Annotated in this window: 10 protein-coding genes, 4 tRNA genes and 1 pseudogene; 1 reads left to right on the forward strand and 14 read right to left on the reverse strand. The window is 43.5% G+C overall.

Features of this window, described 5'->3' with window-relative positions; genetic code table 11:
* Positions 1–167 precede the first annotated feature (167 nt).
* The 3 genes from ISR87_12140 to ISR87_12150 all read right to left on the reverse strand — a co-directional run bounded on the left by ISR87_12140 (position 168) and on the right by ISR87_12150 (position 633).
* Positions 168–241: transfer RNA gene (locus tag ISR87_12140), tRNA-Arg, on the reverse strand.
* Between the two features lie 153 nt (positions 242–394).
* Positions 395–467, reverse strand: a tRNA-Glu gene (locus ISR87_12145).
* 95 nt (positions 468–562) lie between these two features.
* Positions 563–633: transfer RNA gene (locus tag ISR87_12150), tRNA-Gln, on the reverse strand.
* Between the two features lie 162 nt (positions 634–795).
* Between ISR87_12150 and ISR87_12155 the strand changes: the two genes are divergently transcribed.
* Positions 796–1,128, forward strand: coding sequence for a divalent-cation tolerance protein CutA (locus ISR87_12155; protein MBL7026196.1), 333 nt, complete (start codon positions 796–798; stop codon positions 1,126–1,128).
* 86 nt (positions 1,129–1,214) lie between these two features.
* On the opposite strand, the gene ISR87_12160 is transcribed toward ISR87_12155, so the two are convergent.
* The 11 genes and pseudogenes from ISR87_12160 to ISR87_12210 form a co-directional block, all read right to left on the reverse strand.
* Complete coding sequence (locus tag ISR87_12160) at positions 1,215–3,659, reverse strand: leucine--tRNA ligase (protein MBL7026197.1); 2,445 nt, start codon at positions 3,657–3,659, stop codon at positions 1,215–1,217.
* A gap of 58 nt (positions 3,660–3,717) precedes the next feature.
* Positions 3,718–3,791, reverse strand: a tRNA-Pro gene (locus ISR87_12165).
* A 209-nt stretch (positions 3,792–4,000) separates the two neighbouring features.
* Positions 4,001–4,495, reverse strand: a complete 495-nt coding sequence (locus ISR87_12170) for a small multi-drug export protein (protein MBL7026198.1) — start codon at positions 4,493–4,495, stop codon at positions 4,001–4,003.
* Entirely contained in the window at positions 4,489–5,172 is a 684-nt protein-coding gene (locus tag ISR87_12175) for a glycosyltransferase family 2 protein (protein ID MBL7026199.1), read from the reverse strand. Before ISR87_12175 ends, ISR87_12170 begins: the two co-directional genes overlap by 7 nt.
* On the reverse strand, positions 5,169–7,640 hold the full coding sequence (locus ISR87_12180) for an ATP-dependent Clp protease ATP-binding subunit (protein ID MBL7026200.1): 2,472 nt from the start codon (positions 7,638–7,640) through the stop codon (positions 5,169–5,171). The genes ISR87_12175 and ISR87_12180 overlap by 4 nt, the downstream gene beginning before the upstream one ends.
* Before the next feature lie 90 nt (positions 7,641–7,730).
* Positions 7,731–8,387, reverse strand: coding sequence for an ABC transporter ATP-binding protein (locus ISR87_12185; GenBank protein ID MBL7026201.1), 657 nt, complete (start codon positions 8,385–8,387; stop codon positions 7,731–7,733).
* Between the two features lie 10 nt (positions 8,388–8,397).
* Complete coding sequence (locus ISR87_12190; GenBank protein MBL7026202.1) at positions 8,398–9,597, reverse strand: ABC transporter permease; 1,200 nt, start codon at positions 9,595–9,597, stop codon at positions 8,398–8,400.
* Complete coding sequence (locus tag ISR87_12195; GenBank protein ID MBL7026203.1) at positions 9,594–10,682, reverse strand: ABC transporter permease; 1,089 nt, start codon at positions 10,680–10,682, stop codon at positions 9,594–9,596. The genes ISR87_12190 and ISR87_12195 overlap by 4 nt, the downstream gene beginning before the upstream one ends.
* Before the next feature lie 130 nt (positions 10,683–10,812).
* On the reverse strand, positions 10,813–12,306 hold the full coding sequence (gene lysS, locus ISR87_12200; GenBank protein MBL7026204.1) for a lysine--tRNA ligase: 1,494 nt from the start codon (positions 12,304–12,306) through the stop codon (positions 10,813–10,815).
* A pseudogene (prfB, locus tag ISR87_12205) lies at positions 12,306–13,406 on the reverse strand (peptide chain release factor 2). The gene lysS and the pseudogene prfB overlap by 1 nt, the downstream one beginning before the upstream one ends.
* Before the next feature lie 7 nt (positions 13,407–13,413).
* Positions 13,414–13,770, reverse strand: coding sequence for an SLBB domain-containing protein (locus ISR87_12210; protein ID MBL7026205.1), 357 nt, complete (start codon positions 13,768–13,770; stop codon positions 13,414–13,416).
* Between the last annotated feature and the right edge of the window lie 112 nt (positions 13,771–13,882).

The raw sequence follows: 13,882 nt of genomic DNA on the forward strand, positions 1-13,882 counted from the left end.
TCGGAAATTTGTCTTAAGCTTCCTTCAGATTCGCAGTCACCCACGACACCCTTGCTCTCGACTAGTGGTTGGAAACTACAATCCTCCACAGTGGACTTGCACCACCTAGTTATTAACCATGCACGGCACACTACCAAAAAAGGCCCCTGAATTTCAGGGGCCTTTTGTACACCAGCCAGGAGTCGAACCCGGAACCTTCTGGTCCGTAGCCAAACGCTCTATCCAATTGAGCTACTGGTGCATACCACTGATAATGAAATTATTCATCATCATAAACCTATTTTCTCAAACCAGTAGCGAAATTGCCTGTCACGTCGTAGCCCTGAGCTTGTCGAAGGGCGTAGACGGAAGCTACTGGTGCATGTCAATTAAAGATCGAAATCTTTACTGGTCGTAGCGCGTAGGGGAGTCGAACCCCTGTTACCGGCGTGAGAGGCCAGCGTCCTAGACCACTAGACGAACGCGCCAAATTATGCTTTTATATCGAGATTGCACTTACAATCGATATTGACGATCCCATTATTCTCACAATTACCATGGAATCAAAAACATTCAAAAAACGTTGCCGGGGGAGGATTCGAACCCCCAATGAAGGAACCAGAGACCTTAGTGATACCATTTCACCACCCGGCAAAAAGCTTAAAGCGCGGCGAATATAAACAGCGGCCTAAGTCATGGCAATATTATATTCCCATATGAAATAGCATTGTCCTGGCATGCAGGAATCCATTTACAGAAAGATATTTTGAGCAAAAGGATTATGCATGTTAAGAAGATACGCACGGAGGAATATTTATGAGAGAATCATGTTGCCTTGTTACCACAACAGTTGACAAGGCTAGCTTAGCCAACTCACTTGCAGAGGACGCGATTAAAGAGCATCTGGCTGCTTGTGTCCAAATTATTCCCAACATCACCAGCTATTACGAATGGCGTGGTCAATTGGAGAAGTCACAGGAATTGTTACTTCAATTCAAAACCACGGAAAAGCATGCGCAGCTGTTGATGGAGTATATTAAAAAGTCACACAGTTATGACACTCCAGAAATAATCATGTTCAGAACGGGTGATATCGATCCAGATTATGATAAATGGATAGAAATGGCTGTGAATCAGGATTTATCATAATACCATGTTAATATATATTATGTCGAGTGTTAGTTTTATGTAAAAAGGGTATCTCTACCCTTCTTACGCTAATCCAGTATATTCAACTACTTCACTACGATATTAACAATCCTGTTTGGAACCACGATTTCTTTTAAGATAGTCTTTCCTTCAGTATGCTGCTGCACTGAATTCTGATCGTGAGCTAGTTTGAGAATTGTCGCCTTGTCTGCATCTACCTCTACCTCTATCTGTGCTCTCACCTTTCCATTGACCTGGACGGCTAATTTTACCATGTCTTTCACCAGAAGCTGTTCATCATATTCAGGCCATTCGGTATAGACTAATTCATCGTCATGACCCATAAGCGACCACATTTCCTCGGCAATATGTGGTGAAAACGGATTTAGAAGCATGAGAAATACTTCAAGGGCTTGCCTGGGAACAACTTCTAATGATCTTAAGTGATTGGAAAACACCATTAATTGGGAAATTCCAGTATTGAAAGCCAAACCCTCGAGGTCATTACCAACTTTTTTAATTGATGCATGCATCATGATCAAGGTCTCATTTGTAGGTGTGGTATCACTTAACTCAATGACGCTGCCCTCATCATTAATAAAATGTCTCCATAGACGGTTTAAAAACCGATAAACACCCTCTATACCACTGGTATTCCATGGTTTAGAGCGCTCCAGTGGCCCCATAAACATTTCATACAACCGCATGGTATCTGCACCATATTGACCAACTACCTCATCGGGATTGATGACATTACCACGGGATTTGGACATCTTTTCCCCATCCATTCCCAGAATCATCCCCTGGTTCACCAATTTTTGAAAAGGTTCACGAGTTGAAACATAGCCTAAATCGAATAAAACCTTATGCCAGAATCTCGCGTACAACAAATGTAACACAGCATGTTCAGCACCACCCACGTATAGATCTACTGGCATCCAGTATTTCTCTTTCTCTAAATCCCAGGCTTGATCATCATTATGTGGATCGATGAATCTTAAATAGTACCAGCAAGACCCGGCCCATTGAGGCATGGTGTTGGTTTCTCGCACATATACCTTTCCGGATGATGGGTCAACTACGTTTAGCCATTCCCTGGCATTGGCTAAGGGGCTTTCCCCTGTTCCTGAAGGTTTTATACGCTCCAGGACTGGAAGTGTAAGCGGTAAGTCGCTGTCAGACAGTGGGATAACATCGTTACCATCATGCAAGATTGGAATGGGTTCTCCCCAATATCTTTGCCTCGAAAACAGCCAATCCCTCAGTTTATAGTTAACAGTAACGTGACCCTTGCCAGTAGACTCCAGCCATTGGCCGGTTTTCTTAATCGCTTCTGATGGTTTAAGATTGTTTATGGAAAAGCCTCCATCTGCAGTTGCAGAGTTGATCATAAATCCATCTTCAATTTGAGTAAAGGCCTCAGAACTAATGTCTCCACCAGACACAACCTCCCGAATTGGCAGGTCAAAGGTTTTAGCAAACTCATAATCCCGTGTATCATGAGCTGGAACGGCCATAATTGCTCCAGTGCCATAACTCATTAATACATAGTCACTTACCCATATTGGAATAAGTTCATCATTGACTGGATTGACAGCATATGCACCTGTGAACACTCCTGATTTATCTTTGGCAAGTTCAGTTCTATCCAGATCGCTTTTATACCCAGCCTTAACTGCATAGGCTTCCACCTCAGCCAGCTGTTCTGAAACTGTTATTTCTTTTACATAAGGGTGTTCAGGCGCCATGACCATATAGGTTGCCCCAAATAAGGTATCGGGACGTGTGGTAAAAACCTTCAAGGATAAGTCATGACCATTTAATGGGAATTCGACCTCTGCCCCTTCGCTCTTACCAATCCAGTTGCGCTGCATGTCTTTAATTGACTCTGACCAATCCAGATCATCTAGATCGGAAAGCAGTCGCTCTGCATATTCCGTGATCTTCAGCATCCATTGGCGCATGGGCTTTCTGACAACAGGATGGCCGCCACGTTCAGACTTGCCATCGATAACTTCCTCATTGGCCAGCACCGTACCCAGTTCCGGGCACCAGTTGACAGCAACTTCTGCTTCGTAGGCCAAGCCTTTTTTGAATAATTGGAGAAATATCCACTGAGTCCACTTGTAATACGCTTCATCTGTAGTGTTTACTTCGCGGTCCCAATCATATGAAAAACCCAGGGATTGTATCTGACGCTTGAAAGTGGCGATGTTTTCTGCTGTTTTTATGGCAGGTGGAGTACCTGTCTCTATGGCGTATTGCTCAGCGGGCAAACCAAATGCATCCCAACCCATGGGGTGAAGCACATTAAAACCGCGCATCCGTTTATAACGAGCGAGAATATCAGTAGCCGTATACCCTTCAGGATGGCCCACATGGAGACCAGCACCTGATGGATATGGAAACATATCTAAAATATAGTATTTGGGCTTATTGGTCTGATGGTCAAGTGCCTTAAAGGTCTTGTTCTCGTCCCAATGCTTCTGCCACTTCGCCTCGATCTGATCAAATGGATACCGCTCTGCCATAACATCCTCATTTAAATAAAAAGCGCGGACTCAAATCCGCGCTGTAAAATTTCACCTGTCGGGGTGAGAGGATTTGAACCTCCGACCTCTTCGTCCCGAACGAAGCGCGCTACCGGGCTGCGCCACACCCCGAATTAATGATAAGCATACCCTGGAATGAAACATTCTCCATTATGCCAATATCAATAAGCTGAAGTACGTCCCGTCGAAGCAATGAACCTGCTAACTAAAGCAGGTGAAGCGAAGACGGACCACACCCCGAAATGCCCTAAAAGCGCGATAGTATATCATTATCAAACCCTGTTAGCAAAAGGATAATTGTGGTTATCCTTTGTATGGGGCTATCCGAATAGTTTCACGCCAGTTGTGGTTATGATAGTGACAATCGTAGCACTCATTATGAGACCAGTGAAGATGGCCAGAAAAGATTTTCTGTAGGACAAACCGAACAGGAAAGCCGCTGCCGCACCGGTCCAGGCACCCGTTACGGGCAATGGTATACCCACAAAAATGACCAATCCCAGAAATTCCCAGGTTTCTATCATCTTCCCCTTGCGACGGGTTCTGGCAAATAGCCAATTGAAAAACCTTTCACCGATAGTCCAGCGCATTAAGAATTTGGATATTGGGCCTAGAAGGAAGAGAATGGGAATTGAAATCAGAAAATTCCCCGCCACAGCCCACATATAGGCGTCATACCATTGCATATTGCCAAAAGTTATACCCCAGGGTAAGGCTACCCTGAGTTCACCGATGGGGGTCATAGCCAATAAAAACGTGATCCAACGCGGATCCTGAATAAATTCTTGAAAGAATTGAAGCACTGAATCTACCACTTAAAACTCCTGAATAAGGTTCTAACAAAACGCAATGTATCCTTGAGAAGATGCATATGACTCTCTTCCGACCCATATATAACAGGAATGGGCTGCCAGACTAAGGGGATTCTTAGCTTAGCCGCGTTAAAAAATACGGCAGATTCGAATTGGAACCCATCTTCAACAGATTCCCATAATCGACTATCACTCAGTGGATAACATCGATAACCTACTTGACTGTCTCGCACTCGTAGTGATGTTCTTAATGACAATATTAAACTGGTAATATTATTGGAGAGCTTGCGATGAAAGGGCATAGACTCGGTAATCAAATTGCGCATCCCAACCACCAATGAACCTGGATATTCCTCTACCCGAGATATAAAATTAGGGATTTCATGGGGGTCATGCTGACCATCTGCATCCAGAGTGATGGCATTATGGAAACCTGCTTCTTTAGCCAGTTTCAACCCTGTTTTCAAGGCCGCGCCCTTACCCTTGTTCTGTGGATGCCTTAAATAAGCGATATCCACAAAATCTTCAGCCCTGGTTCCATCTGTTGACCCATCATCAATCACCATTATTGGACAATCAATGACGCCTTTTATTTCCTGAATAAGCCGTAAAACAGAATCCCGGCCGTTATAGACCGGGATTACAATAACTGGATTCGTATTGATCAACCTGGATCTCACTCGTGATTCAGGGAAGCCTCAGGTTTGGATGATTTTTTCCTGGTTGATTTAGAGACTTTAAAGGTGAGCACCTTATTCTTAACTGAAACTGCAACTGTGGAATCCGTTTTGACCTTACCTCTCAGCGTCATTTCAGCAATCTTGTCTTCAATCATATTCTGGATGATGCGCCTTAAGGGACGAGCACCATACTCGGTCTCAATCTCCTGGTCTACAATCAATGCTTTGGCCGCCGGACTCAGTTTGATCTGGACATTCTTCTCATTTGCATAATGGCTTACATCATCCAGAATCAGGTCAACAATTTTAATCAAGTCCTCACGTACAAGTGAGTTGAATACGAATGAATCAGTCAGGCGATTGATAAATTCAGGCTTGAAAGTTTCCTTCATTTCTTTGTTTATCTTAGCACGCTGATCCTCAAGTACGGCTTTATGATCTTTACGATTGAATCCAATGCCAGGCTGAGTAAGATTCTTTACACCAAGGTTTGAAGTCATTATCATAATGCAGTTCTTGAAGTCAACCGTATGACCCAGGCTATCTGTCAATTGTCCTTCATCCATAATCTGCAACAGCATATTGTAAACTTCAGGATGGGCTTTTTCGATTTCATCAAAGAGCACAACACTATAGGGATTTCTGCGGACCGCCTCAGTGAGAGTACCACCCTCTTCATACCCCACATAACCTGGAGGGGCACCAATCAGGCGACTCACATTAAAGCGTTCGGAATACTCCGACATGTCCATTTTTATGAGTGCTTTTTCGTTCTGATAGATATACTTGGCCAATACCTTGGCCATCTCTGTCTTGCCAACACCTGTGGGTCCGAGAAAAAGAAACGAACCAATAGGTTTTTTAGGGTCACGAAATCCACTGCGAGCACGCCTTAAGGCTTTGGCCATCGCATCAATTACATGCTCCTGCCCCACCAGATGCTTGGTCATCTCAGATTCGAGCTTCAAAAGCCTCTCAGCCTCACTCTCAGCCACATCCTGGATAGGAATGCTGGTCATCAATGAAACGACTGCAGCGATATCGACGATTTTTACTGGAGGTGGATCAATCTTCATGGCCGTATTCCACTCTTCGTTAGCCTCTTCCAATTTCTTGGTCAGGTTTCTCTCATCATCCCTGAGAGATGCAGCCAATTCAAATTCCTGGTTACGAACAACATCTTCTTTTCTGATGCGAAGATTATCCAGATCAGCTTCCAATTGCACAATATTGTCTGGAATATCCACATTTGCCAAATGCACTCTAGCTCCAGCTTCATCCATTACATCAATCGCTTTGTCTGGATGAAATTTATCCTGTATGTAGCGGCTTGAATATGATACGGCAGCTTCCAGAGCTTCATCAGAATACTGCACATTATGGTGAGCCTCATAACGATCTTTCAAACCGTGTAAAATCTGTAAAGTTTCTTTTCTTGACGGAGGTTCTACCATGACTTTCTGAAAGCGTCGCTCCAGAGCCCCATCTTTTTCCACATATTTTCTAAACTCATCCAGAGTTGTTGCACCAATACACTGCAGGTCACCTCTGGCGAGGGCTGGTTTAAACATATTGCTGGCGTCCATGGAACCACTGGCCGCACCGGCGCCCACGATAGTGTGGAGCTCATCAATAAAAAGAATGATATCATCATTTTTTTCCAGCTCAGTCGTAACTGCCTTCATTCTCTCTTCAAATTGGCCACGATATTTAGTGCCTGCGATCAAAGCAGCCAGGTCAAGAGATACCAAACGTTTACTCAGCAGAATGCGTGGGACTTTCTTGCCAATAATCCGTAGGGCCAGACCCTCAGCTATGGCAGTTTTACCCACACCAGGTTCACCAATAAGCACTGGGTTATTCTTCTTCCTGCGAGAAAGAATCTGGGCGACCCTTTCAATCTCTTTATCTCTACCGATGACAGGGTCAAGCTTGCCTGCCCTGGCCAATGCTGTCATGTCGCGTCCAAAATGATCCAACGCAGGTGTTTTGCTCTGAGGCTTCCCTTTACCAGTATCCACCTCACGACCACCTACCTCAGGAGAAAACTCCATTTCATCGCGAACTATTTCATAGTCTATGCTGAATTGAGCCAGCATATCAGCTGCAATACCTTCCTGCTCACGGAGTATTGCCAGGAGCAAATGCTCCACATCTACAACGTCAGCATTGAGATCTCGAGCTTCCTGATATGTATTTTTTAGAATTCTCTCAGCTCGCTTGGTAAAAGGGAGTGTGCCAAGGATCATGGTGCCACCTGAAGTACGGATTTGTTCTTCAATGTGATTTTTAATCTCAGTAGGATCAATATTTAATGATTGCAGGATATCTATGACTTTATTGTCACCCTGCCTGAAGATTCCCAACAAAAGATGTTCAGAACCTATATATGCGTGCCCCAGTCTGATAGCTTCCTCTTTGGAGAGCTGAATCACTGCTTGGAGTTTTTTATGGAAATTTGCTTTCAATTAATAACCTCAAAATTATTCATGTTTCATCAGGTGCCAATATAGGGCATAAACACCTCTGAGTAAAACAATGTGTGTGTTAGAATTTGTTTATGTCAGGGAGACGACTCTATCGCAAGCTGCAGAGAGTGATCTACTATGGGTAGCAATAAGAAAAGATTGTTCAAATTCTTTTCTGACTGAATGGATTAAATCGATGAGCCGTTTGCCATTGTCAGGATCAAGGTTCCCCGTTGGTTCGTCAGCAAGAACCAGTTCAGGACGATTCATCAGGGCGCGGGCTACGGCCACACGCTGCCTCTCACCACCGGATAGCTGTGAAGGCTTGTGATGACGCCTCTCATAGACTCCAACGGCTTCCAGGAGGCTTTTTGCTCTATCTCGGGCTATTTCTTTGTCAAGATCAACAATCTTAGCTGGAATGAGTACATTTTCCAGCGCCGTGAATTCTGGAAGTAAATAATGGAATTGAAAAATATAGCCCAGGTTCTCTGCACGAAAGGTGCTCAGCGCTTCGTCATTCATTGTAATTGGTGATTTTCCTGAAATAATCAATTCACCTGAATCTGCCGTATCAAGCGTACCGATAATATTAAGCAACGTGGTCTTGCCAATCCCTGAGGGGCCATTGATGGCAACGATTTCACCTCTATCCATACTCAAATTGACATTTTTCAGGACTTCTAGCTTCTCACCTGCTGCTGAATAGCTTTTATTAATATCGATAACTTGAAGGATGGTATTCATATCTGTTTCTCTATCTTTTATAATTGATTGCATCCAATGGCAAAAGCTTTGCAGCTTTTTTCGATGGATATCGAACCGATAATTGAACAATGGCAAAGGCTACAATACCAACCATGAACACTTCGGACCAGTATAACTCAACGGGTAGGACTGGTATCAAATAAATTTCATCTGGAAGGGTGATCCAGCTCCATTTTGATTGGCTGAGAACCAGAAGACTTCCCACAACAACACCAAGGATGACACCAAGGAAAGCCACAATGAGACCCTGAAGGTTAAATATTTTCCGGATATTGGATGATTGTGCACCCATCACCCGCAGAATACCAATGTCACTGGTTTTTTCGAGGACCATCATCATCAAAGAACTGACGATATTGAATACCGCTATCAAAATGATCATGTTCAAACCGATAAAACTCCCCCATTTTTCCATGCGCATGGCATCGAAGAGGGTTTTATGCTGATCATACCAGGTTTGCACTTCCAGGTCGGGCAAGGATTGATTCAATTGGGCTTTGACGTCTTTTGCGTCATTGAAGTCCTTTAGTTGAAGATGAATAACTTCCTTGCCTGCAGATTTGAACATTCTGCGACCCTCAGCATAGTCGATGATGGCCAGATTTCGGTCAAAATCAAAGATATCAGAACGAAAGATTCCTGTCACCACAAAATGTCTCTGAGGAATACGAAACAAACCTGAGCGAATATCCAGAGGACTTTGAATGGAAACGGTATCTCCAGTTGTGATAAAGAATTTATCAGCAATTCCAGCTCCGATAACAATACCAGGTAACTCGAAGTCATTTCTCTTGAGACGACCTGAAGTATTCTGCTCTCGTGGTGCATCCGTTAAGAAATATTCCCAAGATTCCTGGTCAATTGCATGAATGTTTAAAACCATTTTGTCATCTAATACCTCAAGTACGGCTTTTCGTTCTGTACTGGTGTATATGGCTTTTGCATCAGGGACTAGCGATCTCACTTCATCAATATTCGCATCAGAGGAAATAATGACATGGGGAATAAAATTAGCAATGCGACGTGTCACTTCTCCTTCAAAGCCGTTTAAAATGGCCATGGTGATGATGAGGGCTATGACACCAAGAGCAATCCCTATGATCGATATTCCACCTACCAGGCTGATAAATCGATTACTCCTCTTGGTAAAGAAATATCGACGAGCCATATACCAATTCAGTTGGCTCATTCATCCCTCAAGGTATCAGCAGGTTGGAGACGGCTGGCCTGCATAGCAGGTATGAGTGAGGATAGGATTGCGAGGAGAATGACACCTCCCGAAATGGCAATAACATCTTCTACCCCAATCAAAATTGAAACCTTGTCCATGAAATAGACATCACTGGGGAGCGAAATGAGTCCAAAGCTTGTCTGTAACCAGGCTAGAATGATGGACAAGATGATACCAGCAATTGTCCCCAGAAGCCCCATCATGAGACCCTCCAGGGCGAAAATTCTTCGAATTCGTTTCCGACTGGTACCCAGAGCTCTCAAGGTTCCTATCTCTGTTCTTTTTTCCATTATTATCAAGATGAGTGTACTGGCAATATTTACAAGGGCCACAATCATAATCAGACTAAATATGATAAAGATGGGGAGTTGCTGGGTCTTCATCCAATTAAACAGGGTTTGATGTCGATCTCTCCATGAAATAGACAAATGGGAATAGGGTAGAATTTGATCGATCTGATTCATCACTTCATTGGTCAGAGAGATGTCAGTAAGAAAAACGCCAAAATCATCTGTATCTGGACTATCAGGGAACAACTCATCCATGGTTTGGGGTGAGCAGTAGAGATAACTCCTATCGTAATCAATCATACCAGATTCATAAATGGCGTGAACTTGTGTCGCAGCAATGCTGGGTAGACCTAGCTGATCAGTAAACGACCCTAAATCATATACCAGAATCTGGTCTGAGATTCTGACTTCAAGCTGGTCAGCCAATGCCGCACCAATAATCAGACCGGATTGGTTGCTCTCCCCTGTTGTATAGTTTGCGCTCACCGAGTATAGCTGACTCAATGCAGACTCAGGCATCACTTCAAGCATGGCACCTTCGGTAATGTTGTTGGCCTTCAGCATGACTTCAGCTTTTTTGATTCGGAAAATCTGTTCAACACCAGGAATCTCAGAAATTTCAGAAATTTTCTCTTCATCAAGATCAAATCCTGATTCAAAAAGTTTTTCGATACGAATATGGGTATCAAATCCGATTATTTTGTCTGTGACCACTGATTCGAATCCACGCATAACACCCAGGGCTAATAACAATGTAGCAACCCCTAACGCCATACCTATCATGGTGGTGCGCGAGATAAACGCTATAAAGGGAACCCGGTGCTTACCGAAAAGATATCGTGTCGCGAGATAGCCAGTATAGGACACTTCTGAGGTTTTTAACCTATCCTTTAGTTTCAGGACGCATTTGTGGGAATAGAAGGACATCCCGGATGGATCTATTACCGGTGAGTAACATGACCAAACGATCAAGTCCAATGCCAACACCTCCTGTTGGAGGCATTCCATACTCCATAGCCTGGAGAAAATCCTCATCCAGAGTTTGAGCTTCTTCATCGCCAGCTGCCCGAAGTGCAGATTGAGCTTCCAATCTTTCACGTTGGTCAATGGGATCGTTTAATTCACTAAAAGCATTTGCAAATTCATACCCGGCAATAAATAATTCAAATCTCTCAACAAAAGTCCCATCGCTATCCCGCTTTTCCTTGGCAAGTGGAGAAATGGCTTTCGGATATTCGGTAACAAAGGTTGGGTGAATGAGATGTGGCTGGACCAATTCATCAAACAAGGCATCCAGAAGCTGACCATAATTAGCATCACTTGCAGCATCGATCTTGTGTTCACGACAAACTTTGAGCAATTCTGCTGTATCAGCCGTCGACAAATCAATATTGGCATGTTTTTGCACGAGTTCTGCCATCGTTGCCCGGTCAAAGGGTTTAGTCAGGTCAATTTCATGATCATTAAATTCAAATGTGGACTGGCCCAGATCAGTAGCGAGATGCTTGAAGAGTGATTCCACTTGATCCATGAGATAAAAATAATCGACATAGGCTTCATACCATTCAATCGCGGTGAATTCAGGATTGTGTGTGCGATCCATACCTTCATTTCTGAAGTTTCGAGAAAATTCAAATACTTTTTCAAAACCACCAATAATCAACCTCTTGAGATATAGCTCATCAGCGATACGCAAGAAAAGATCAATATTCAGGGCATTGTGGTGCGTTTTAAAGGGACGTGCTGAGGCACCACCATAAAGCGGCTGAAGAATGGGTGTTTCTACTTCCAGATAGTCTGAATCGTCAAAAAAGGTTCTAATACTCCGATAAATCTTTGCCCTTTTGACAAAGGTTTCCTTTACATCAGGATTGACGATAAGATCAAGATAACGTTTTCGGTAGCGCTGTTCCTTGTCCTCAAAACCATCAAACATCTGGCCATCCTTTTCCTTCACGTTAGGTAGAGGACGGATGTTCTTACTCAGAAGCGTTAGTTCATGAACTTTCAAGGTTTTTTCACCGGTTCGTGTTGTCATGAGTTCACCACTGACACCAATGAAATCGCCAATATCCAGTTGTTTGAACATCATGTAAGTATCAACACCAATATCATCACGGCCGATGTATAGCTGCAATTTTCCGCTACCATCCATGATGTTGGCAAAACTGGCTTTGCCCATGACGCGTCTGGACATGAGTCTACCGGCAAGGCGGGTTCCCTTTTTCTCCTGGAGATCATCAAAGCGCTCCAGGGCTTCAGTTATCAGGTGGGTTCGGTGGTAGTTGTGTGGGTATGGATTTATACCATCAGCAACCAGCGTTTTAATCTTTTCTTTTCGCTGATCCATGATCTCATTAAGGGTACGCTCACTCATTAGGATTCTTTTCCCATTTGATTCAATAAATATGCTTTGATAAAACCGTCTATTTCACCATTCATGACGGCTTGTATGTTTCCTGTTTCATGTTTAGTGCGATGGTCTTTGACCATGGTATAGGGATGAAACACATAGGACCTGATTTGGTTTCCCCAACCAATTTCAGTTTTGGAGGAGGCCATTTGATCCATCTTGGCCTGCTCCTTTTCTTTCTCAAGCTGATAGAGTCTAGCCTTGAGCATTTTCATGGCCGTTTCTTTGTTCTTATGCTGGGATCTTTCATTCTGGCACTGGACGACTATACCGGTTGGGCCGTGTGTGAGCCGTACGGCTGAGTCTGTTTTGTTGATATGCTGTCCACCGGCTCCACTGGCGCGGTAGGTATCTACTCTCACTTCACTCATATCAATGTTAATTTCAATTTCAGTGTCGTAAAGGGGATAAACATAGACAGATGCAAATGATGTATGACGTCTGGAATTTGAATCAAAGGGGCTGATACGCACCAATCTGTGAATCCCATTCTCGGCCTTTAAATACCCGAAAGCAAAACTGCCTTTTACTTCAATAGTAGCATCTTTGAGGCCAGCCTCATCACCAGGGAGATAATCAAGAGCTTTCCAACTCCATCCCCGATTGTCAAACATGCGCGTGTACATGCGGTAAAGCATTTCAGCCCAATCCTGAGATTCAGTTCCACCTGCGCCGGGATGAATGGTGACGATGCAATTGAGAGCATCATCCTCATTTGAGAGTAATTGTCGCAATTCATAGTCGTCCAGAGTCTTGCGGAATTTGCGTAATGATCTTGATAAATCTGGAGTAAGACTCTCGTCTTGATCTTCAAGGGCGATTTCCACGAGAATATCAAGATCTTCCTCATGAGTGAGAACATTTTCCCAATCTGAGATTTGAGACTCTAATAAATTAATTTTTTTGAGAGTTTCCTGAGCAGTGGCCTGGTCATTCCAGAAATCGTCTTTGACAGATAGCTCTTTTAATTCTCCCAGTTCTGACTGCACCTCAGAGAGGTCAAAGATGCCCCCTCAGCGTATCGAGACGCTGCTTAAGTCCACCCATTTCATCTCTAATTTCATCGAACATTTAAGGTGTCGTCGTTCTGGTGTAGAGATAATAGCCGTTGATTAAGGTTACCATCAGATTTATGTAAGGCGTTGCAGTACTCAGAATTTTCCAGATAGTACCCTTGACGATAATAGTATCGTTGGGATAAATCTTTGGAATATGCTTGCTGTCACCTGTTTCAAGAAACTTTTCCACATTGGCAACCACAACTCTGGGTTCACCTTCTGTCTCATTAAATCGAAGTATCCTGATATTGTCAAGTTTTGCCTTATCGGTAGGACCACCTACATAGCTGAGAATCGAAATTAGATCAGCATCACTGGGGACCAGTTTTACACCAGGTACCTTTACCTCACCCCAAATGCGGATTGACATACTCAATTTTCCAGTCTCAGGATCGATTATGTATCGCGGATCTGCTTGACTTTGATCTTTATTTTGAGCCCATGAAACTTGTATCATGAACAATACAGTTAATATTAGTAAA

The organism is Candidatus Neomarinimicrobiota bacterium (genome assembly GCA_016784545.1).
Classification (GTDB): Bacteria; Fidelibacterota; UBA8477; order UBA8477; family JABMPR01; genus JABMPR01.

Bases quoted from the DNA above. Each gene is read 5' to 3' on its own strand.
- ISR87_12155 (MBL7026196.1), top strand. From the start codon at position 796: ATGAGAGAATCATGTTGCCTTGTTACCACAACAGTTGACAAGGCTAGC.
- ISR87_12160 (MBL7026197.1), bottom strand. From the start codon at position 3,659: ATGGCAGAGCGGTATCCATTTGATCAGATCGAGGCGAAGTGGCAGAAG.
- ISR87_12185 (MBL7026201.1), bottom strand. From the start codon at position 8,387: ATGAATACCATCCTTCAAGTTATCGATATTAATAAAAGCTATTCAGCA.
- ISR87_12190 (MBL7026202.1), bottom strand. From the start codon at position 9,597: ATGAGCCAACTGAATTGGTATATGGCTCGTCGATATTTCTTTACCAAG.
- lysS (MBL7026204.1), bottom strand. From the start codon at position 12,306: ATGAGTGAGCGTACCCTTAATGAGATCATGGATCAGCGAAAAGAAAAG.
- ISR87_12210 (MBL7026205.1), bottom strand. From the start codon at position 13,770: ATGTCAATCCGCATTTGGGGTGAGGTAAAGGTACCTGGTGTAAAACTG.